Source organism: Myxococcales bacterium (assembly GCA_016703425.1).
GTDB lineage: Bacteria > Myxococcota_A > Polyangia > Polyangiales > Polyangiaceae > JADJCA01.
This window is the reverse complement of the sequence record JADJCA010000027.1, coordinates 121,658-143,571: the sequence shown is the minus strand read 5'-3', so window position 1 is coordinate 143,571 and position 21,914 is coordinate 121,658. Positions and strand designations below refer to the sequence as shown.

General features: G+C 68.4%; 17 protein-coding genes. 3 read left to right on the top strand and 14 right to left on the bottom strand.

Annotation, left to right across the window (positions count from 1 at the left end):
- Positions 1-146: 146 nt before the first annotated feature.
- From IPG50_33275 to ruvB, 3 genes are all read right to left on the bottom strand, one after another.
- Positions 147-1,439, bottom strand: coding sequence for a two-component sensor histidine kinase (locus tag IPG50_33275; protein MBK6697021.1), 1,293 nt, complete (start codon positions 1,437-1,439; stop codon positions 147-149).
- Positions 1,439-3,451, bottom strand: a complete 2,013-nt coding sequence (locus tag IPG50_33270) for a PAS domain S-box protein (GenBank protein MBK6697020.1) — start codon at positions 3,449-3,451, stop codon at positions 1,439-1,441. The genes IPG50_33275 and IPG50_33270 overlap by 1 nt, the downstream gene beginning before the upstream one ends.
- 99 nt (positions 3,452-3,550) lie before the next feature.
- A complete protein-coding gene (ruvB, locus tag IPG50_33265) occupies positions 3,551-4,639 on the bottom strand; it encodes a Holliday junction branch migration DNA helicase RuvB (protein MBK6697019.1) in 1,089 nt (362 codons plus the stop codon).
- A 179-nt stretch (positions 4,640-4,818) separates the two neighbouring features.
- On the opposite strand from ruvB, the gene IPG50_33260 reads away from it, so the two are divergent.
- Positions 4,819-7,587, top strand: a complete 2,769-nt coding sequence (locus tag IPG50_33260; protein MBK6697018.1) for a pyruvate, phosphate dikinase — start codon at positions 4,819-4,821, stop codon at positions 7,585-7,587.
- Positions 7,588-7,596: 9 nt separating this feature from the next.
- On the opposite strand, the gene IPG50_33255 is transcribed toward IPG50_33260, so the two are convergent.
- From IPG50_33255 to IPG50_33230, 6 genes are all read right to left on the bottom strand, one after another.
- A complete protein-coding gene (locus IPG50_33255) occupies positions 7,597-9,321 on the bottom strand; it encodes a hypothetical protein (protein MBK6697017.1) in 1,725 nt (574 codons plus the stop codon).
- A gap of 16 nt (positions 9,322-9,337) precedes the next feature.
- Positions 9,338-10,615: a glutamate-1-semialdehyde 2,1-aminomutase gene (gene hemL, locus IPG50_33250; GenBank protein ID MBK6697016.1), complete on the bottom strand. Its 1,278-nt coding sequence runs from the start codon at positions 10,613-10,615 to the stop codon at positions 9,338-9,340.
- 169 nt (positions 10,616-10,784) lie between these two features.
- The gene (locus IPG50_33245) at positions 10,785-13,424 is read right to left on the bottom strand and encodes a protein kinase (protein ID MBK6697015.1); all 2,640 of its coding nucleotides are present in this window, start codon (positions 13,422-13,424) and stop codon (positions 10,785-10,787) included.
- A gap of 54 nt (positions 13,425-13,478) precedes the next feature.
- The gene (locus IPG50_33240; GenBank protein MBK6697014.1) at positions 13,479-14,972 is read right to left on the bottom strand and encodes a protein kinase; all 1,494 of its coding nucleotides are present in this window, start codon (positions 14,970-14,972) and stop codon (positions 13,479-13,481) included.
- On the bottom strand, positions 14,959-15,303 hold the full coding sequence (locus IPG50_33235; protein MBK6697013.1) for a hypothetical protein: 345 nt from the start codon (positions 15,301-15,303) through the stop codon (positions 14,959-14,961). Before IPG50_33235 ends, IPG50_33240 begins: the two co-directional genes overlap by 14 nt.
- Positions 15,300-15,707 (bottom strand): hypothetical protein, encoded by a 408-nt coding sequence (locus IPG50_33230; GenBank protein MBK6697012.1) that lies wholly within the window; start codon positions 15,705-15,707, stop codon positions 15,300-15,302. Before IPG50_33230 ends, IPG50_33235 begins: the two co-directional genes overlap by 4 nt.
- A gap of 144 nt (positions 15,708-15,851) precedes the next feature.
- On the opposite strand from IPG50_33230, the gene IPG50_33225 reads away from it, so the two are divergent.
- Together IPG50_33225 and IPG50_33220 are read left to right on the top strand one after the other, a co-directional pair.
- Positions 15,852-17,111: a serine hydroxymethyltransferase gene (locus tag IPG50_33225; protein MBK6697011.1), complete on the top strand. Its 1,260-nt coding sequence runs from the start codon at positions 15,852-15,854 to the stop codon at positions 17,109-17,111.
- 45 nt (positions 17,112-17,156) lie between these two features.
- On the top strand, positions 17,157-18,059 hold the full coding sequence (locus IPG50_33220; GenBank protein ID MBK6697010.1) for a hypothetical protein: 903 nt from the start codon (positions 17,157-17,159) through the stop codon (positions 18,057-18,059).
- Positions 18,060-18,084: 25 nt separating this feature from the next.
- On the opposite strand, the gene IPG50_33215 is transcribed toward IPG50_33220, so the two are convergent.
- From IPG50_33215 to iscU, 5 genes are read right to left on the bottom strand one after another with little or no spacing between them, the layout of a single operon-like run.
- Positions 18,085-18,450: a 2Fe-2S iron-sulfur cluster binding domain-containing protein gene (locus IPG50_33215; protein MBK6697009.1), complete on the bottom strand. Its 366-nt coding sequence runs from the start codon at positions 18,448-18,450 to the stop codon at positions 18,085-18,087.
- Positions 18,451-18,494: 44 nt separating this feature from the next.
- Positions 18,495-20,405, bottom strand: a complete 1,911-nt coding sequence (hscA, locus tag IPG50_33210; GenBank protein MBK6697008.1) for a Fe-S protein assembly chaperone HscA — start codon at positions 20,403-20,405, stop codon at positions 18,495-18,497.
- 4 nt (positions 20,406-20,409) lie between these two features.
- Entirely contained in the window at positions 20,410-20,955 is a 546-nt protein-coding gene (gene hscB, locus IPG50_33205) for a Fe-S protein assembly co-chaperone HscB (GenBank protein ID MBK6697007.1), read from the bottom strand.
- A gap of 19 nt (positions 20,956-20,974) precedes the next feature.
- Complete coding sequence (locus IPG50_33200) at positions 20,975-21,427, bottom strand: iron-sulfur cluster assembly accessory protein (GenBank protein ID MBK6697006.1); 453 nt, start codon at positions 21,425-21,427, stop codon at positions 20,975-20,977.
- Positions 21,427-21,870 carry a Fe-S cluster assembly scaffold IscU gene (gene iscU / locus IPG50_33195; protein ID MBK6697005.1) on the bottom strand — a complete coding sequence of 148 codons (444 nt, stop codon included), beginning with the start codon at positions 21,868-21,870 and terminating at the stop codon, positions 21,427-21,429. The genes IPG50_33200 and iscU overlap by 1 nt, the downstream gene beginning before the upstream one ends.
- Positions 21,871-21,914: the final 44 nt, after the last annotated feature.

The window sequence follows — 21,914 nt, the reverse complement described above, 5'->3', positions numbered from 1 at the left end:
CCCGAGGCACGGTAACCGACCGGGAAGAGACCTGTAAACGGGTTCGCGAGGCAAAGGGCCCGAGCCCCGCGGAAACCTACACTCGGGCACATCACGCCCCCCTCACCCGCGCGTCGTCCTGGCGGCGCGACGGAGCCTCTAGAGCGTCAGGCCCGCGGGAGGACGATGACGAAACGGGCGCCCTTCTGGGGCTCGCTCTCCGCCCAAATGCGACCTTGGTGCGCGTCGACGATGCTCTTCACGATGGAGAGCCCGAGCCCGGTGCCGGTGCCAGCGGCCTTGGTCGTGAAGAACGGGGCGAACACGCGGCCGAGGTTCGCCGCATCGATGCCATGCCCCGCGTCCTCCACGACGACCCGGACCGATTGCCCGTTGGCATCGAGATCGGTCATCACGGTGATGGTGCCGCCGGTGGCCATGGCGTGGCACGCGTTCGTGAACAGGTTCACGAAGACCTGCGTCAATTGCTCGCCCGACCCTCGAATGGCCAGCGAGCCCTCGGCGTAGGAGCGAACGACGGTCGTCTTGTGCTCGCTCAAGAGGTGCTCGCAGAAGATGACCGCTTGATCGACGATGGTCTGAATCGCAATGGGCGCCAGCGTCTCGGTCGCGGGGCGCGCGTAGGTCACGAGATCGCGCGTGAATCGCAGGAGCCGGTTGGCCGACGTGCTGATGCGCTCGAGGCGCTCGAGCTCATGCGGGTCGACTTGATCGGTGCGGGCGAGCCACCTTTTCACGAGGTACTCCGAATACGCCACGATGGATGTGAGGGGATTGTTCAGCTCGTGGACCATGCCGGCGGCGATTTGCCCTAACGACGCGAGCTTGTCGGCTTGAACCATTTGGGCCGCGAGCACGCGCTTCGCCTCGCCGTCGGCGGCGCCCACGGTCGTGAGGCGCGCGTTCTCGAGGTTGCGCGCCAAGAGCAGAATGGCGCGGCGCAACGCGGCGAGCGCGAGGCTCGCCTCCGACACGGTGTCGGGATCGTCGGCGGCGACGTGGAGCGCGACCTGGCCGTCGTCGGTGGGCACTGACACGACGGCCTCGTGCGCTTGCGCGGGAAATAGCGGCCCTTCCACCGTCGAGACGACGTCTACGCGGATCTCTTCGTGCGGCGAGGACCGAACGAGGTGGACCACGGCGGTCTGCGCGGCGTCGGCGACGCGCGACGAAGCGGCGCCGACGGCCACGCCGGGCAAGAGCTCACACAAGGCCGACACGACCTCGCGCATGACCTCTTCGTCGTTGGCGTTCTGCGGCGTCTCCCAGACGATTCTGAGGAGGCGTTCGCCCCAGGCCGGCGGCAACGTGGAATCGGAACGCGAGCGCGACGAAGACGGCTGCTCGCCGCGAGGGAACACGACGTCGCTGGAGCGCTGCTGCGGTCCCGACATCGGGACCGCGGAGATCGGGTCGTGGCCGTCCTTGGGGCGACGCATCAGCCATCTCCTGGGCGCGAGGAGGCCTTTTGGACGGCGCCCAGCTTGGGCTCGCTCTGCCGCTCACCGCTCGCCTTGTCGAGGTCCAGGATGCGCGCCTGTCCGACGTACGACTTGGTTTCGTACTTGGTGATCTTGCCGATCTTTCGAACGATCTCGGCCATGCGCTCGGCCTCTTTGAAGATGACCTCGGCGGCGGCGAAGCCTGGCGACTCGCGGTCGAGCTTCCTGCGCAAAAGCTCGGCGTAGCCCATGACGCTCGTGAGCGGCTGGTTGAGCTCGTGGGCCGCGGCGCCGGCGAGCTCGGCCACGATGGCCTGCCGCTCCTGCGACAAGAGCTGCTCTTGCGCCTCGGCGAGCTGTTGCTCCATGCGGACGCGCTCGCGAAGGTCGGTGAAGATACCGACCGAGCCGACGGGCGTGTCGCCCTCGTAGAGGAGCGCGGCCGAGAGCGCCACCGGGACGCGCTCGCCGTCGGCGGCGACGACGTCGGTGCGCATGCCGTCGACGCGGCCGCCGCCCGTTCGAATGGCCTTCATGACGCCTTCGGCGACGCCGCTCGGGTACAGGTTCTTCACGTTGGTGCCGAGGACCTCACCGTCGGTGCGGCCGTAGATGCGCTCGGCGGCGCGGTTGAAGACGAGGACCCGTCCCCGCATGTCGGCGCTGACGATGGCGTCGGCGGAGCTGTCGATGACGCGCCGAAGGAAATTCCGCGTTTTGACGAGCTCAGCCTCGACGGTTCGCTCGGCCGTCACGTCGCGGAAGTTGCAGAGAACGACGCCCTCCTCGCGGAGCACCGACGAGAAGTTGATGCTGAGGGTGATGGCCATCCCCTCCTTGCGCTTCAAGCGGATGTCGACGCCGCGGGGGAAGTGCCCTTGAGCAAAGGCGGCGCGGAGGTCGTGAGCGAGGCCCGCGTCTTCCGACGCGAAGAACTCGCCGAGGGCGCGACCGCGGAGCTCCTCCTCCTGGTAGCCGGTGATCTCCCTCGCCTTCGGGTTCGAGAAGAGGAGACGCCCGTCGCTGTCGATGACGACGATGCCGTCGGCGGAGCTCTCGAAGAAGTCGGCGTAGCGCTGCAGCGACCGGAGCTTTCGCTCCGCCTCGAAGCGCGCAACCGTGACCTGCTGCGTCTGATCGCGAAGGCTCTGAAGGACGCGGGCGTTGCGGAGCGCGATGGCCATGGCGTTGGCGATGGTGCTGCACAAAGCGAGCTCGCGATCCGCGAAGGCGAAGGTCTGGCGCGCACGCAAGAAGAGGACGCCCATGGGCTTGTCTTCGTAGACGATGGGCAAGATCGCGAGGCTCGAGAACTTGCCACCGTGCTGATCGATGCCGAGCGGGTGGCCCGTGGTGTCGGGAATGACGAGCGGCTCGCTGGTCGTGATGACTTGGCGAATCTCTGGGTATTGCGCCAAGTCGATGGGCAGGTCGCGCAGCTTATCGTCGTCCGACGCAGCGACGACGTAGCCGATCTGACTGTGCTCACGGACGAGGACGATGCTCGCGCGGTCGACCTTCGCGACGTCGGCGATGCGCCGCACGACGGTGTAGAGGATGTCGCGGAAGTCGAGGCTCGAGGCCAGCGTCTGCGTGAGCTCGAGGACGACCTGCGCGTCCTTCTCCTTGCGCGCGAGCTCGGCGACGGCGCGGTGCAAGCGCAGCTGCCCTCGCACGCGCGCGACGAGCTCCACGGCCTTGAAAGGCTTGCGAACGAAGTCGTCGGCGCCGGCCTCGAAGGCGCGCGCGATTTCGCCCTCCGCGTCGAGCGCCGTCAGCACCACGACGGGCAGATCTCTGGTTTCGGCGCGCGCGCGCAGGATGCGGAGCACTTGGTAGCCATCGGGCGGCGGCATCACGAGGTCGAGCACCACGACCGACGGCTTGATGCGAACCGCAAGCTCAAGCGCTTCGGTGCCAGAGCCGACGGCCTCGTAAGGCAGCTCCGCTTGCGCGAGCGCCTGACAAAGGACGTGACGGCTCACCGTGTCGTCGTCGACGACGAGGATGGGAGCTTTGTGCAAAGCCCGGAAAGTATATCCGCAGAGAGGTGGCGACGCCGGAACTTGCTGCAATTGCACGCACAAGGGCCCACAAGGGGCGCCTTGTCAGTCGAAGAGCTTCTTCTGCGGAACTCCGGATTTTTCCGCTCGATCGCCCAGCCGGTCGGAGAGGCCAAGGTGCTCGTAAGCCTTGCGCGTCGCGACGCGGCCGCGCGGTGTTCTCCCCAGAAATCCCTGCTGCAAGAGGAAGGGCTCGATGACGTCCTCGATGGTGTCCCGCGGCTCGCCGAGGGCGGCGGCGAGCGTTTCGACGCCCACGGGCCCGCCTTCGTAGTCGTCGATGATGACCGCCAAGAGGCGCCGATCCATCTGATCAAAACCCGCGGCATCGATCTCCAGGCGGCGACACGCGGTCTGCACCACGGCGAGATCGACGGCGCCGGTGCCCAACACCTCCGCGAAGTCCCGCACGCGGCGGAGCAGCCGATTGGCGATGCGCGGCGTGCCGCGCGCGCGCCCCGCGATCTCGAAGGCGGCCTTCTCCTCGGCGGCGACGCCAAGAAGGCGTGCGCTACGCATCACGATCTGCGTGAGCTCTTCGACGGGATAAAAATCGAGGCGGAGCACGTGCCCGAAGCGAGAGAAGAGCGGGGCCGTCAAGAGCCCCGTGCGCGTGGTCGCGCCGATCAGCGTGAACGGGTTGATGCCGATCTGAATCGACGAGGCAAAGGCCCCCTCCCCCGTCATCACGTCGATGCGAAAGTCTTCCATCGCCGGGTAGAGGCTCTCCTCGACGACGGGATTGAGCCGGTGGATCTCGTCGATAAAGAGGATGTCGTTGGGCGCGAGCTTCGTGAGCAAGCCCGCCAGCGCGCCCTTGTGCTCGACGACGGGCCCATTGGTCATGTGCAGCGTGGTGCCCATCTCGTGGGCGAGGATCTGAGCGAGGGTCGTCTTGCCGAGGCCCGGCGGGCCGCACAAGAGGAGGTGATCGAGCGGCTCTCCGCGACGGCGCGCCGCCTCGACGAAGACGCGGAGGTTCTCCTTGTGTTTCGTCTGACCGACGTAATCGTCGAAGGTCTGGGGCCTGAGGGTCCGATCGTAGCGGGCGTCGTCGCCTTGCGGCTGCCCGTCAATGGGGCGGGGCCCCGCCGGATCGACGGGCCCCTCGCCTTTCGCTTTGGTCTTCGCCATGGGACGCGGGGCAGCGTACCTCGGAACGGGGCTATGCCAGGCGGGCTTGCGGGGGGCGCGCGCCGAAAGTAGCGTCCCCGAGACTCACGGGAGTCGTCACGGGAGCCAGGTCCGGAAGACGGACGCGCTAGACGGGTCAGGGAACGGATCGACGGGACGGGATCGAAGGAGACGGGCCGATGGCAAAGAGCGTATTTTACTTCGGCGACGGCGTTGCCGAGGGTGATCCCAAGCGACGTGATTTGCTCGGCGGCAAGGGCGCCGGCCTGTGCGAAATGACGAGCCTCGGGCTGCCGGTCCCGGCGGGGTTCACCATCGCCACGAGCGTCTGCCACGAGTTCCTGTCGCGGCTCAAGGGGACGACGCCGTCGGAAGCCATGGCGGCGCTCCCAAGCGAGGTGGCCGAGGAGATGGCGGCGGCGCTCGCGCGCGTTGAACTGAGCGTCGGGATGCGCTTCGGCGACGCCAAAAACCCGCTCCTCGTGAGCGTGCGTTCCGGCGCGCGCGCCTCGATGCCGGGCATGATGGACACGATCCTGAACCTCGGCCTGAACGACGCCGTCGCGGCGGGCCTGGTGGAACGAACGAAGAACGAACGCTTCGTCTTCGACGCCTACCGGCGCTTCCTCGTGATGTTCTCCGACGTGGCGTTGGGCGTGAAGAAGGACCTCTTCGAGCACGATCTCGAAGAAGCTCGCGCTCGCACGGCCGCCGCCCGCGGCATCGACACGTCGCGAACCAACACGGAAGAGCTCAAGCGCAAGCTCCCCGACTCGGAGCTCCCCGCGAGCGAGCTTCGCGATCTCGTCGCGCGCTACAAGGCGATCGTCAAGGCGCAGACCGGGCAAGACTTCCCGTCGGACCCGCGCATTCAACTGACGCTCGCCGTCGCCGCGGTCTTCGGCTCTTGGAAGAACCATCGTGCCCTCGTCTATCGACGCATGCACGACATCCCCGACGCCTGGGGCACTGCGTGCAACATCCAGGCGATGGTCTTCGGCAACCTTGGCGACACGAGCGCCACCGGCGTTGCCTTTACGCGGAACCCCTCGACGGGCGAGAAGAAGGTCTTCGGCGAGTGGCTGCCCAACGCGCAGGGCGAAGACGTCGTGGCCGGCATCCGCACGCCCCACCCCATCGCCGACGGCGGCGATTCGCTCGAGGCGAAGATGCCCGCGTCGTACGGGACGCTCCTCGAGATTTGCGCCAAGCTCGAGGGTCACTTCCGGGACATGCAGGACCTCGAGTTCACGATCCAGGACAACAAGCTCTACATGCTCCAGTGTCGCTCGGGAAAGCGCACCGGAAAGGCGGCCATTCGCGTTGCCGCCGAGATGGTCAAAGAGGGCCTCATCACACAAGACGAGGCGGTGCGGCGCGTCGATCCGGCGTCGCTCGACCAGCTACTTCACCCGACGCTCGATCCCAAAGCGCTGACCAAGCCGATCGCGCGCGGCCTCGCCGCGAGCCCCGGCGCCGCCGCCGGCCACGTGGTCTTCTCCGCCGACGAGGCCGAGGAGAAGGCCGCGCAAGGCAAGCCCGTGATGCTGGTCCGCATCGAGACCTCTCCCGAAGACATTCACGGCATGAAGGCCGCGCGCGGGATCATCACGGCGCGGGGCGGCATGACGAGCCACGCGGCCGTTGTCGCGCGCGGCATGGGCAAACCCTGCATCGCCGGCTGCTCGGCGGTGGCCATCGACTACCAAAAGCAGATCGCCACCGTCTCGCTCTACGACGACGACGGCAAGAACGCCGGCACGGTCGTCGTGAAGAAGGGTGATCTCATCACCATCGACGGCGGCACGGGCAAGATCTACCAGGGCGCCGTGGCGACGATCCCCGCAGCGCTGACCGGTGAATTCGCCGAGGTCATGCGTTGGGCCGACGCCGCGCGGCGCCTTCGAGTTCGCGCCAACGCCGACACACCGCTCGACGCCAAGACGGCGCGCTCCTTCGGAGCAGAGGGCATCGGCCTCTGCCGCACCGAACACATGTTCTTCGACGAAGACCGCATCGCCGCGATGCGCGAGATGATCCTCGCCGACGACCTCGCCGGCCGCGAAAAGGCCCTCGCCAAGCTCATCCCGTACCAGCGGGAGGACTTCGTCGGCATCTTCCGTGAAATGGACGGGCTCCCGGTCACCATCCGTTTGCTCGATCCGCCGCTTCACGAGTTCCTCCCCACCGAGCCCCATCAGCTCGACGCCTTGGCCAAGACCATGGGCGTCTCGGCGGCGCACCTCGCCGCCCGCGTGAAGGAGCTGCACGAGATGAACCCGATGCTGGGTCATCGCGGCGTCCGCCTCGCCATCACCTTCCCTGAGATCTACGCGATGCAGGTGCGCGCCATCCTCGAGGCCGCGAAGAGCGCTCGCGCGAGCGGCATCGACGTTCACCCCGAGATCATGATTCCCCTCGCCATGACGAAGACGGAGCCCGACCTGATGCGCGCCGTCGTCGACACGGTCGCGCGCGAGGTCTTCGGAGACGGCTCGGCGGTGCCCTTCACCTTCGGGACCATGATCGAGCTGCCACGCGCCGCGCTCCGCGCCGGCTCCCTGGCGGAGACGGCGGAGTTCTTCTCCTTCGGCACCAACGATCTCACCCAGTGCACCATGGGCCTCTCGCGCGACGACGCCGGCAGCTTCTTGCCCGCCTACGTGGACCAGGGAATCCTGCCCAAAGATCCCTTCGTGGCGCTCGACCAGAGCGGCGTCGGAGAGCTCGTGGAGATGGCCGCCGCGCGCGGCAAGAAGACGCGACCGACGATCAAGATCGGCATCTGCGGCGAACACGGCGGCGACCCGTCAAGCGTCGCGTTCTTCCACCGCGCGGGCCTCGACTACGTCAGCTGCTCGCCCTTCCGAGTGCCCATCGCTCGCCTCGCCGCGGCGCAGGCGGCGCTCGCGGCGAAGTCGACGACCGACGCGACGTCGACCGCCTGACGAGATGGGTCACTCGCGACGGAGGAGCTTCACCGCCGCCCAGTGCGAACCGTGAAGCAAGGGCTCGTGGCAGCGAAAGAGCTCCATGAGGATGGCTTCGCGCTCGCGAAGACCGCGGCGAATCGCGTAGACATGCCGGCGCGCGAAGCGCGCCTCGAAGCGCACCGCGTAGTGCTCGTAGCGATCGCCGACTTCGTCGAGCCAGCCGGCGGTGGCAATGGGAGCGACGCGAACGTTGTCGGCGAAGAGTTCTCGATAGGGCTTGAGCGCCGCGTCGAGGTAGAGCGCGTTCCAAGGGTGTACGTAGCGCCACAGCGGCTCGGTGAGGCGAACGACGGGCGTTGTGGTGGTGGCCGGTCCCTTGCCGAAGACGTCAACGCCGGTCGCCTCCATCTGGTCCTCGTTCATGCCCGAGGCGTGGTGGAACATGATCACGTCAGCGTCGAACGCCTCCAGCAGCGCTCGCGAAGGCGCACGCTCCGCCGTCTCGCGGGAGTTGAGGCCAACGAGATCCAGCACGGGTCCCTGGGTGAAGTACAGGATGCGTCCCGCCTCCGTCGACGCGACCTTTAGCGGCGGAGCTCCGCCGCGCGTTCGCTGCTCGGAGAGCTTCGCAAGATGGACCGAGAACGGGTTTACGTAGTCGGGAAGGAACGGCTCCCGCAACGCACGAAAGGCGACGAGCCCTTGCGGTGCGAGCACCACGACCGCTAGCCCGAGCACGGCGAAGGCGCGCGCGGCGCGCGCCACCGGCGTCGCCCTGCGGTGCCGCTCCACGGCATAGGCCGCCATCTTGCAAACGAGGAAGAAGAGCACGACGGCGAAGGGCGCTTGAAAGCGATTGGCGATGTTTTGACTGGGAAAGGAGGGGATGAAGGCCAGCACGTGGACGACAAACGGCGCCAGAGCCATGGCCGACGAAGGCGCGGCGTATCGTCGGGTCACCGCCGCCAAGAGAACGCCGCCGATGGTCATCGGGAGCAGCGTCGATGACGCCCAGTCGGCGGCCTCCCATAGCCCCGGCGGCATCGGCCCATGATGGGACTTCACGATGAGCGGAAGCGGCAAGAGGGTGTCGAAATACCGTGCCCGCGCCCCGAAGTACGCGGCGCCGAGCGCGAGTGCGCCGACGAGCGAGAGGAAGAAGCGGCGGCGTGGGCCGTTCCGCCAAGCGTAAAGCGCAGCGACGGCGACGCTCGCGGCGCCGAGCACAACGCCGTCGGGACGCAATAGCGCCAGGACCGTGGCGAAGCCGAGCACAGCCATGGGCCGACTCTTGGTGAGCGCCACGTAGAGCTCGAGGGACAGGGCCGCAAAGAGCGTCGCGCTGAAGCCTAAGGCGCCGGCGACGGACGCTGGATGCACGAGCCACAAGGCGGCGAAGAACAGAGACAAAAGGAGCGCCTCCGTCGCGTTTGCGTGCTCTTCGGTCACGGCGATGAAGATGCGACGTGACACGAGCGCGAAGCCGATGGCGCTTAGGACGGCGGCGGCGAGGGCGACTTCGAGGCCGGCGCGATTGAGCGCGGCCAAGCCGAGCATCCACAAAAAGTCGGTGGCGCCTTCGACACGGGGCCCGCCAGGGAAATACACCGACCCGAGTCCGGCGGCCACGTGGCGGGCGTATTTGAAGAGGATGTACGCGTCCTCGTGAGGATAGCCGCTGCCTTGCACGACGAGCGCGAGCAGCAGGTGCAGCGAGCCGAAGAGCGCCGCGAAGGGAAGCGGTTTCAAGGCGCGACCGGGAACCTCACTCCGCGAGGGCGCGATCGGCCACGGCGACGATCCGATCGATGTCCGCCTCCGTGTGCGCTCCGCTCAGGAAGGCCGCTTCGAACTGCGACGGCGGCCAGTAGACGCCACCGGCCAAGAGCGCGCCGTGGAACGCCGCGAAGCGCTCGCGATCGCAAGTCGCCGCATCGGTCCACGAGCGAACGGGGCCTTTGGTAAAGAACAGCGTGAGCATCGAGCCAACACGCTGCACGCAGGCAGCCGAGCCGTGCGCCGAGATGGACTTGCGAAAGCCGTCCTCCAGCCGTGCGCCGAGTCGCTCGAGCTTCGCGTAAAGGGCCGCGTCGAGCTGCGCCATCGTCGCGAGGGCTGCGCTCACGGCGACCGGATTGCCACTCAAGGTGCCCGCCTGGTAGACGGGCCCGAGCGGCGCCACCTTCTCCATGATGTCGCGGCGCCCGCCGTAGACAGCCAGCGGCAGGCCGCCGCCAACGATCTTGCCGAGGCAGGTCATCGCGGGCTTGAGCTTCGCGCGCTCCTGCATGCCGCCGCGTGCGACGCGGCATCCGGTCATGACTTCATCGAAGATCGAGACGGCGCCGTGCTGGTCGCACAACGACAAGATGGCCTCGAGGAAGCCCGGCTCCGGCGCGACGCATCCCATGTTGCCCACGACGGGTTCGACGATGACGGCCGCGATGCGGCTACCTTCGGCGGACATGAGGCGCGTCAACGCGCCGACGTCGTTGTAGGGGAGCGTCAAGGTCGTGCCCGCCGACCCCGCAGGGACGCCGGCCGAGTCGGGCACGCCGAGCGTGGCGGCGCCAGACCCGGCCTTGACCAAGAGGAAGTCCGCGTGACCGTGGTAGCAGCCCTCAAATTTCACGATGAGCTCGCGGCCGGTAAAGCCGCGAGCCACGCGAAGCGCCGCCATCGTCGCCTCGGTTCCACTGGAGACAGCGCGGAGCATCTGGATGCTCGGGTAGAGCTCGACGACCTTCTCGGCGAAGCGCACCTCAAGCTCTGTCGGTGCGCCGTAGCTGGTGCCTCGCGTGGCGGCCTCTTGAATCGCCGCGACGACCTTGGCGTTCGCGTGGCCTAGGATCATCGGGCCCCAAGAGCCCACGCAGTCGATGTAGCGCGTGCCGTCGGCGCCCACGAGCGTGGCGCCTTCGGCTCGCTCGACAAAGATCGGATGACCACCAACGGCGCGGAACGCGCGGACGGGGCTGTTGACGCCACCGGGCATGAGGCGGGAGGCGCGCTCGAAGAGCTCAAGACTCTTTTTGTCAGTCATGGGACCAGGAGACTAGAGCGTATTGCGCAGCCGTGGCACGCCGAAATCGGGCCTGCCAAGGTCGGCAAGCAAGCCCGATTGCGGCGGGATCGCACGTGTCCGGTCATCCGCAGCGGTCCTGGTTTCGAGCGCATTCACGTTGTGAAGTGCGCTCTAGAGGATTCGGCCACTACTTGTTGATGCGAAACGCGTAGTCCAGGCTCCCCGGCGCCCCTTCGAAGGCGGTAACGCGCGCCATTCGGAAGCGCGACGCGGCGCACTCACCTGTCGGCGTGCCCTCGTAGGGCGCGCCCAACATCGCCGCCGACTGCACGGCGCCGGAGTTGGCGAAGGTCACGCGAACCTTGCCCGGTCCCGTCGGCCCGTCGGCCTTCTTGCAGCTTGCAAGTATTCCCTCCATGGAACGAAGCGCCGAGCGCGCCGCGTCCGGGTTGAAGGCGTTGGGCGCAACGGGCGTGGCCGCTACGGGAGTCGGCGCTGCGGGCCTCTGCGCGACGGGCGCGGCAGGACGCGGTGGCGAGGGCGCCGCCGGCCTCTTGGGCTCGGGGACCAGAGGCCGTGGGGGCTCGACGGGGCGCGGCGCCGGCTCGTTAGGTTGGGTCGCGACCGGTGGCTCGGTCGGGGCGGCAGGCGGTTCCGCCGTGGCGAGCGCGGGCGGCGGCGTTGGCGCCGGCTCCGCGGGAACTGGCAGAGGAGGCGGTTCGACGGTCGCCGCGTTCGACACCGCCGGCGGCGACTCGGCCGCACCCGAACCTGCCGAGGTCGGCGCCGCCGGTGCGGCCGGCGCGATCACCGTCGGGGGAACCGCCGCGTAGCGCGGCTTGGCGATGAAGTACGCCGCGACGCCGATGCCCACGAGGACGAAGAGCACCACGACACCGATGGCCGCGATGAGCAGCGGCGGGACGCGTTTTGGCGACGCCGGGGCCGTCACGTTCACGTAGCCCTCGGCCCCGTACCCCGTCGGCGGTGGACCGTAGGCAGGCGCGGGCGCGACGGGCGAATAGCCGATCGTTTGCGGCTCTGGCGAAGCCAGCGGTGTCGCGCCCGGCGCGCCGTGCCGATGCGACGGCGGTTGCGGTTCGGCCCCCATGGGGCCGTACGCCGAAGCGGCCACGGGTGCGGTGGCCGTGTGCGTCGCCGTGGCCTCCGGTCGGTACGCCGGCGCGCCGAACGCGGGCGTCCCGAGGGCGGCCGCGCCTTGCGGCGCCGTGGCGTGATGACCGGCCATGATGTCGGGGTAGTGCGTGCCCGTGTTGACGATGGCCGTCGATTCGTACGGATGCGGGCCTCGCTCGACGGGCGGCGCCGCATCGGCCGCGGTCATCGACAGCGGCGGAGCAGGCTCGGTGCGCGCGCGGGTCATTTCTTCGATCGGTGCCGCGACCGGGGCGGGCGTTGCGGCCGGCGCGAGGCCTCGCGACGCAGGCGCTGGGTACGCGGCGCCGAGCGCGAGGGTCTTGTTGAGGCCACCCTGCTTGTCGGGAGGTGCCTGCGCCGAAGGCGGCGCGACGAGGGGCCCCGTTCCCATCAGCGTGCGCGTCATGGGCGACGCCTGATGAACGGGCGGCGCCGTCACGATGGTCTTGTCGAGCTGGCTGAGCGGGGAGACGCTCACCGGCGGCGGCCGTTCCATGGCCGCGGCGCGAACATCGCTGAAGGTCCGCGTCTCGGTCACCTCAGCGTCAACGCCCGGAGGAACGAAGGGCTTCGGTGCCGTCTTCACCTCTAGCTGCCGCGCCGCCGCGGGCTGCACGCCGGGTACCGTCGCGCCGAGATCGGCGTTCGTGAAGAGGCCTCGCGTGTCACTCACGGCGGTCGCGGCGTCGTCTTCCGAATCCCCGACGGCAGGCGCGGGCCCACGGGGACCATCTTGCCTGTCGGCTTCGACGACTTGCGCCCAGAACTCCGTCATGTCGACGGGGCGCTCCTTGGGCTTGAGCGACAACGCGCGCGTCAGGACCTGCAGGAGGGCTGGCCCGAGGTGGCTACAATGCTCTGAAACCTTGACCGTGCGCCTCGCGTCGCAGGCCTCCACCATGCACTCGGCGAGGCTCTCACCTTGCCGCACGCGGCGATCGCTGAGGGCCTCCAGGAAGACCATGGCGAAGGAGTAGACGTCGGTCCACGTGCCGATGAGGCCGACCTTCCAGTCGAACTGCTCGGGCGCCGCATAGGGCGGCGAGAAGACGGGAGCGGTGGTGCTGATGCTTTGAGCCAACGGCGCAACGCCCAGCGTGCCGTCGCTCAGGATCTTCGCCATACCGAAGTCGAGCACCTTGAGCCGTCGCGAATCCTTCGTCTCCGCGAGGAACAGGTTCTGCGGCTTGATGTCCCGGTGAATGACGCCGTGCGAGTGCGCGTAGCCCAGCGCCTCGGCGGCGGGGGCGAAGAGTAAAACGGTCTCCGCCACGCTGCGCCCACGCTCATTCTCGGAAAGCTGACTGCGCCGTCGCCGGAGGAGCGCTCCGAGGGTCTCGCCGGCGAGCCACTCGAGCACCATGTACGGGACGAGGCCGCCCTTTGCGTCCTGTGCCGAGCCGCTGGTGATGCTGCGAACGATGTTCAGGTTGCCCTGCGAGAGCCGATACGCGATGCGGCTCTCGTCGCGGAAGCGATGGGCGAATTGGTCCGCGAGCTCCTTCTTCTCGAGCTGCGGAAGGCGGAGGCACTTGATGGCGACGGGCTCCTTCAAGCCCATATGGAAGCCCTTATAGACGACGCTGAAGCCGCCCTCTCCGACGCAGTCGTCGACGCGGAACTGGCCTCCCAAGACCTTGCCGATGAGGCCGAACGCGTCCGCTGCCATCGCGGAGCGAGTCTATCAGATGGGCGCGCGCAGCCTGAAAAACCCCGGCCCTCCTCAGCGCGACAAGAACCCCTTCAGCACGAAGGCAGCCCCCAGGATGGCGATGAGCGCTGCGATGCCCAGGACCAAGAGGCGCCCGTTGCGGCTCGTTTGGCTTGCGGGAGCGGGGATTTCGACGGTCGGCCGGTCGCTCGGGCCCCTCGACAAGGCGGGCGTGTCGTTGGGCGGGAGCGCGACGCCACCAATGGAAGCTTCCTTCGGCCCGAAGGCCCGGCGCTTCGCCTCGGCGATCGCGTCGCCCAGGGGCATCGTGCTCGCCATTCGCGGAAAGGCGCCCTGCGCGCTTGAGGGCCCGCTCGAGGGCTGGCCCGAGGGCCGAGCGCTGCTCATGGGCATCGTCTGATTGAGCGCGCCCTTGCCCGACAGCGCGCCAGCCGCGGCCCCAGACGGGGTGCCGGCGGCGCCACCGGCGGTGCTCGTCGGGCCGCCGGCAGCTCCCGGCAGCGGCAAGCTGAGAAACGCGTCCATGGGGCTCACCGCGAGCGGCTTCACCGCGGCGCGCGGCGGGTTCTCCTTGCTGACGCAGTTCTTGAGCGCACCCCAGAAGACACCGGCGTCCAGAGGCCGCTTCGTTGGATCGAGCTCCAAGGCGCTGGCGAAGAGCGCCTCCACCTCGTCGGACACCGTGAGGCCAACGTTGCGAGGCGTGGGCCGATGGAGCCCGAGCGTCTTCGCCATGATCTCACCGAGGTGCTCGCCGGTGATGATGGACCGATCAGCCATCACCTCGAGGAGCACCAGCGCGAGCGTGTAGACGTCGGTCCACGCCCCAACGGGCCCAAGGCGCTTGTCCATTTGCTCGGGGGCCGCGTACGCGGGGGCAAAGATCTGGATGTGCGAGAGCGTCTCGGCGCGGGGCCCGAGCTCGATGGCGTGATCGCTGACGACCTTCGCGAGACCGAAGTCGAGGACCTTGGCGCGGACGCCTTCGCGGGTCTTCGCAAAGAAGATGTTTCCGGGGTTCAGATCGCGGTGAACGACACCTTGCGTGTGGGCGTAGACGACCGCAAGCACCGCCGAGTCGAGCAACGGGATCGCTTCGGCGAGGGTGCGGCCCTGGAGCCCGGCCTGCCGTCGAGCCTCAAGCTCCGAGGCGAGCGAATAGCCGTCGAGCCACTCGAGGACCGTGTACGGGATGAGCGCGCCGGTGAGCGGCCCCATGGTCATGCCGCTGGCGATGCTGCGAACGATGTGGAGGTTGCCCTGCGAGAGCTTGTAGAGGATGCGTCCCTCATCGCGAAAGCGCTGCACGAAGGACTCGACGGCCGCCGAGCCGAGGGCCACGGGGAGCTTGAGGCACTTGATCGCGATGGGCTCCGACAGGCCCAGGTGCGTCCCCCGGTAGACCACGCTGAAGCCACCCTCGCCGAGCACCGACTCGACGCGGAACTGTTCGTCTAAGACCTGGCCTATGAGACCAAAGGGGTCGCGCGCCGGCCCCCCGTCGGGAGAGCGACCGCGAAGGTATCGGGTGTCAAGGTCCACCATAGAACGCGATCCGAGCGCCGACGATCACGCCGTGGCTGTCGATGGATGCACTGCTCACGTATTGGTACTCGGCGAAGAGGCCCGGCGTGGCGCGGAGCCCGATGAAGCGCGGACGCGCCAGCTCGTAGAGGACGCCGGCGCCGAGCATCGACTCGGTGCCATCGACGGACAGCGAGCCGTCCTTCTTGTCGGCCACGGCGTGGCCCACACCGAGCTGGGCGACGAGCCCCAAGTCACGAAGCTTCGGCGACACGTGGTAGAGCGGAAACGCTTCAACGCGAAACCCGCCGGTGGTCGTCGCGACCTTGGTCGTCGCGTTTTCGCCGGTCAACCCCCGACCCAAACGCCAAAATTGAAGGTGTCGGCGAGGGCGCCCATGAGGAAGATGCGTTGGCCGCCGCCGAGGATCGCGCCCGACGAGTGGTACTTGCGCGGATCGCCGAGCGCCGACGCCGAGTTCGGGTAGCCGGAGACATCAAGGGTCCCGATGCCCAGCGCGACGCCGAAGACCACGCCGCTCCGATGCTCACCAGGTCGGTCCATCGGGTCAACGGGCGTATCGACCCGCGCTTTTTCGTCGCGCGCGGGCGGTGCGGGCGGTGCGGGCGGCGCAAAAGGGGCCGGCGCCACCGCCGGCTCGGCGCTGGACGCGGTCGGCGCCTCCTGCGCACGAGCCACGTTGGGCAAGGAGGCGCAGAAAAACGCGGCTGTCACGAGCGATCTCGCCACCGACATGCTCGTCGCTTAGCACAGCTGGCGACGGGATGGGGAACGGGCCCAAAACCCGGCCCCTCGCTCGTCGCGGGGCGAGCTCGAACCTGTCGATTTCAGTGTGTCAGGGCAATAGGTGACGCCTCGAGAACCGGATATACGGAGGGAATGACGACCGTGAAGGAACCGGGCCTCCTCGAAGCCGACGCCGAAATCGCCAAGCTCATCGCTCAGGAGAACGTGCGCGAGCACGAGTCGCTCCGCCTCATCGCGAGCGAAAACTACGCCTCCCGCGCCGTCATGGAGGCGACCGGCTCGTGCCTCACCAACAAGTACTCGGAGGGCTACGCCGGCAAGCGCTACTACGAGGGTCAAGCGGTCATCGACGCCGTCGAGGAGCTCGCCGTTTCCCGCGTGAAGGCGCTCTTCGGTGCGGAGCACGCGAACGTGCAACCGTACTCCGGCAGCCCCGCCAACCTCGCCGTCTACCTGGCCTTCTGCCAAGCGGGTGACACCATCATGGGCCTCGGCCTCCCCTTCGGCGGCCACCTGACGCACGGCCACACCGTCTCGATCACCGGCAAGTATTTCAAGAGCGTGCCCTACGGCGTCAAGAAGGACGACTGCCGCATCGACATGGACAACGTGCGCGCGCTGGCCAAGGAGCACCGTCCCAAGCTTCTTTGGGCCGGAACGACGGCGTACCCCCGGACGCTCGACTGGGCCGCGTTTCGGTCCATCGCCGACGAGGTCGGCGCGATCTTGGCGGCAGACATCGCGCACATCTCGGGGCTCGTTTGCGCCGGCGTGCACCCCTCCCCTATCGGGATCGCCGACGTGGTGACCTCGACGACCCACAAGACCTTCCGCGGTCCCCGCGGCGGCATGATCATGTGCAAGAAAGAGCACGCGTCGGCCATCGACCGCGCGGTGTTCCCCGGTCTGCAGGGCGGGCCGCACAACCACACGACGGCGGGCATCGCCGTCGCCGCGCGCGAGGCGATGACGCCGGCCTTCAAGGCCTACGCCGCCGCCGTCGTCGAGAACGCGAAGGCCCTGGCTGAGGCGCTCTCCGCTCGTGGCTTTTCACTCGTCACCGGCGGCACCGACAACCACCTCTTGCTCATCGATCTCACAAGCAAGAACGTGGCGGGCAAGATCGCCGCGAAGGCGCTCGATCGAGCGGGCATCGTCCTCAACTACAACTCGGTCCCCTTCGACCCGCGCAAGCCCTTCGATCCGTCGGGGATTCGCCTCGGCACCCCGGCCGTCACGTCGCGCGGCATGGGCAAGGACATGATGCTCAAGCTTGCCGCGTGGATGGATCGCGTGGTCGCCGCGCCCGACGACGGCGCGCTCCACGACAAGATCGCCGCCGAGGTCCGCGAAGCGTGCGACGCGTTCCCCGCGCCCGGGCTTCGCCTGTAAACGATGACACGGGGGGAAGGCGCCGCCGGGGGACCACGCAGCGCCGTGCGCCATCGCATCCACCTCGCACTCGCGGTCACCGCGCTCGCGTGCGGCGCCGCGCCGACTCCGCCAGGGCCGGTGCCGACCAGAGCGCCGGCCCCCAAGGCCACGGCGACGGCGGCGCCCGCGCCGACCTTGAGCGAATGGCGACCGGCGAGCTTCGGACACGTCATGGTGCCCTCGCCGATCGAGGGCGACAGCGTCGACGTGATCTTTCACTTCCACGTCGGAAAGTCCGCCGAGCCCGAGTACCGCGCGAGCGGCGTACGAGCCGTCGTGGCGGCCGCGAGCCACGGCCTCTTCGCCTCGTCCTATTCGCAAGCCTACGAGGACAAGGCGCGCTTTCCCGAGATCGAAGGCGAGGTTCTGTCGCTCCTCAAGGAGGAGTCCGGCAACGCCTCGCTCCGCATTGGCCGAATCGCGCTGATCGCGTGGAGCGCTGGCTACGGCGCCATCCGAAAGATCCTCGCCGCACAAGACGACCCGCGCATCGACGCGGTCGTTCTCCTGGACGGCATCCATTCGCCTTACCTGGGCAACCCGTCGGCCAAGAAGCCCGACATGCGCAGCGTGTCGTCACTCGTGCGCTTCGCCGAGGCGGCCGCGCGCGGAGAGAAGCTGATGGTCGTCACCCACTCGGCGATCCAAACGGTCGGCTACGCCAACACGACCGAGACCACCACCGCCTTGCTCGCGCTCGCTGGCGCGTCGCGCGAGACGCTCGCGACGCCATTGCCGGCGCCTGGCGGCCTGGAACTCGCAAGCCAAGCGGACCGCGGCGACTTCCACGTGCGCGGCTACGGCGGCGACGATAAGGGCGCGCACGTGGCACACCTCCGCCTCCTCGAGGGGGTCCTGCGCGAACACCTGGTGCCGCGCTGGGCGAGGCCCGCGGCGACGCGGTGACGCGGTGACGTCGCGGGGCGAAAGGCTACGAGGCGCTCTTCCGCCAGGTCGTGTATTTCCCGCGGTGCTCGGGGTGTTCGTTCTCGAAGGCCTCAAGGCTCTCGCGCGTGATCTCGACCTCGATCTCGCCTTCGCGTTCGATCGTTGACTGACAGCCGAGCCGCGAGTTTGCGCGGACGTCGAAGGCCTTGTCGAGCATGTCGGCCTCCTCGTCCTCTTGCTCCGACAAGAGCCCCTGGCCCGACGTCACGTACACGTGGCACGTCGAACAGGCGCAGACGCCGCCGCACGCGTAGCCCTCGGGCGCGTCGATCCCCTGCGCCGCCTTGAGGATGGTCGTGCCCACGGGCACCTCGACCTCACCGTATCCCTTGAAGCGAACCTTCGCCATTTGCTCCTCGATCGATCGCGCTCTTCGACTGCGGTGAGAATCGGTCAGTGGGACGTCGTGTCGTGCGTGGCGAGCGAGCCCTCGACTTCGGCCACGTTCTTGCCGACGGCCGCCAAGGCGACCGCTCGATCCATGCGCCTTCCGGCGAAGGCTCGCGTCTCCTTGTCGAGCGCGTCGATGGCGGCGTGGATGGCCGTCGCGTCGTTGCCCTCGGCGGCTGCGCGGAGGGCGGCGAGCGCCGCGCCGATGCGTTCCCCTTCGGCGCCAACGAGGAGCGCTGCGTCGTCCGTCACGGCCTTCTCGGTAGCCGCCGCGATGCGGTGGGCTTCGACGCGATTCTCGGCGAGCTTGCGGAGCAGCAGATCCTCCTCGCCGTGGTCGAGGGCCGCCATGAGCATCGCCTCGACGGCTTCGTCGTCGAGACCGTAGGACGGCTTAACCTCCACGACCTGCTCAACACCGGTGGTCAGCTCCTTTGCGTGGACCGCGAGGATGCCGTTCTCGTCGACACGAAACGTCACCTCGAGCTTGGCCAAGCCGGCGGCCAAAGGGGGAATCCCCTTCAGCGTGAAGGTCGCGAGGCTGCGGCAATCGACGGCGAGCTCTCGCTCGCCTTGCACGACGTGAATGACGAAGCCCGTCTGCTTGTCTTCCTGCGTCGTGTACGTCGCGCGGGCGGCCGTGGGTACGGTCGTGTTGCGCGGGAGGATTTTGTCGACGACGCCGCCGCCCACCTCGATGCCCAACGACAGCGGGATGACGTAGAGGAGGAGCACGTCGTCGCGCTTCTCATGGCTCGCAAGGATGTCGGCTTGAATGGCGGCGCCGAGGGCGACGACCTGATCGGGGTCGATGTCGGTCAGCGGCGCCCGACCGAAGAGACGCTCCACGAACGCGCGCACCGCGGGGACGCGCGTCGCGCCGCCCACGAGGATGATGCCGTCGAGCTCGCTGGCTTTGAGGCCCGAGTCCTTGAGCGCGCGACGACACGCGGCTCCAGCGCGCTCCAAGAGGGGCGCCACGAACGCCTCAAAGCGGGTGCGCGTGAGCTCGTACATCGAAGCGCCGCCCTGGGCGTCGAGCATGAGCTCGCCGGCACTCTCGCGGGTCGTCAGGGCGTGCTTCAGCTTGCGCGCCTCGTCGAGGACGAGCCGGACAACGGCCGCAGGAATCGTCGCGGGAGACGTCGGCGCTCCGCTCCAGCCGAGCGTGCGGAAGATGTCCTCGGCGATGGCGTGGTCCATGTCGTCACCGCCGAGGGCGCTGTCGCCGCCGGTAGACTTAACCTGAAAGACGCCGTCTTCCAGGAGCAACACCGTCACGTCGAACGTCCCGCCCCCGAGATCGAAGACGACGAAGTGCCCATTCTGCTTCTTGTCGAGGCCGTAGGCCAGGGCCGCCGCCGTGGGCTCGTTCAAGAGGCGCAGGACCTCGAGGCCCGCGAGGCGCCCCGCGTCTTTGGTCGCCTGCCGTTGTGCGTCGTCGAAGTAGGCCGGCACGGTGATGACGACGCCACCGACGGCGCCGAGTTCGTCTTCCGCACGACGGCGAAGCGCTCGGAGAAGGTCAGCGCTTACCTCGACCGGCGTGATGGCGCGGTCGCCCGCCACGCGGAACCGGACGATGTTGGCTTCGCCAGCATCCGGCGCGAGGAGCTCGTAGGGGCCCGCCTGCTTCGTCTGCGCGTCGTCGGCGCCGCGGCCCATGAAGCGCTTCACGCTGGCGATGGTGCTCGACGGGAAGGCCGACGCCTCCGCCAGCGCACGCGCCCCAACGATGATCTCGCCGCCCTCGCGGTAAGAGACGACGCTCGGCACAAGCACCTCGAGGTTGCAGTCGGCGACGGGCTCGGGCCGCTCGTTCTTCACACACGCGACGACCGAGTTGGTCGTGCCAAGATCGATGCCAATGGCTCGCGGGGCCGCGAGCGGGTCGAAGATTTCGAGGAGGGTCATGGCCTCATCCTTCCAGCGGCGCGCCGCCACCTTCCGACAACACGTCTTCGGCGAGGCTCGCCTCCTCGGCAAACCGCATGAAGAAGCGCAGCTCGGCGAGCCGCGCGCGCGCGACGTCGAGCATGGCCGGCTTCTCATCGGCTCCGCGGAACGCTTGCGTGAGCTCCGCCTTCGTGGCTTCGGCGCGCGCAAGAACCGTCTCGGCGAGGGCGCGCACGCGGGACAGGTTCCGCGCGTCTTTGGCGTCTTCGAGCGCTTCGCGCAGCTCCAGCATGCTCGCTAGAAAGGACTGCTCCATGGGCCCTTCGCCGTCGCGCGCGGCGCCAGCCAGCGAGAGGAGCGTCTCGGCCCGTCGCAAGGGGTCTCGCACGATGCGCATGGCCTCGTTGAGCGATGCCGTCCGTCCGAGCGCTTCGGCGCGCGCGCCCGGCGGCTCGCTCCCTTGCCGGTCCGGATGCACGACGCACGAGAGGTGCCGGTGCGCCCGCTCCACGGCCCGGAGGTCCACGTCGAAGCGACGCTCGATGCCGAGGAGAGCAAAAGGGTCCATGACAACGCGCTCCGAGCGCTCAGACGGTAAAAGAATGGCCGCAGCCGCAGCTCGACTTCTCGTTGGGGTTCACGAATTTGAAGCCCTGTCGCATCAGCGTCTGCTCCCAATCGAGGGTGGAGCCGTTGAGGTAGAGCAGGCTCTTCGGGTCCACGAGCACGCGAACGTCGTCGTAGTCGAAGATGACGTCCTTCGGGCGCGGTGCCCCGTCGTGGAATTCGATGACGTAAGAGAAGCCAGAGCACCCGCCGCCGCGGATGCCGACGCGAAGCGCCGTCTCGGCCCGACCGCGCTTCTGGATTTGCTTGCGAATCGCGGAGACCGCGCCGGGCGTCACGGTGATGCTGCCGCGCGACGGCGGCGCCGCCGTCGAGGTGGGCGTCGACGTCGACGCGGGCACGACGACGTCTGCGCCGCCACGGACGGAGAGCGGCACGTCGGAAGGCGTTTGGGCAACTTGGCTCACGGTCATCACCTCGTCTCGCTCGCTTCCGTGCGGGGCGATTCGCCGCGGGGCGCGGAGGCGGCTCGGGCGGCGGCTTGCTTCGCGCGGTAGTCAGCGATGGCGGCCTTGATGGCGTCCTCCGCGAGCACCGAGCAGTGGATCTTCACGGGCGGGAGGTTCAGCTCCGTCACGATGTCTACGTTCTTGATGGTCTCCGCCTCGTCGATGGTGCGGCCTTTGATCCACTCCGTCGCCAGCGACGACGACGCGATGGCCGAACCGCAACCGAAGGTCTTGAACTTGGCGTCCTCGATGACGCCGCCTTCGCCGACGCGGATCTGCAGTCGCATCACGTCGCCGCAAGCGGGCGCGCCCACGAGGCCCGTCCCTACGGTCGGGTCGGCCTTGTCGAGGGTGCCCACGTTGCGGGGGTTCTCTGTGTGCTCGACCACTTTTTCGCTGTACGCCATGGCAATCTCGTCTTTCTTGCTGGCCCGGGGCCTTGCGGGCCGGG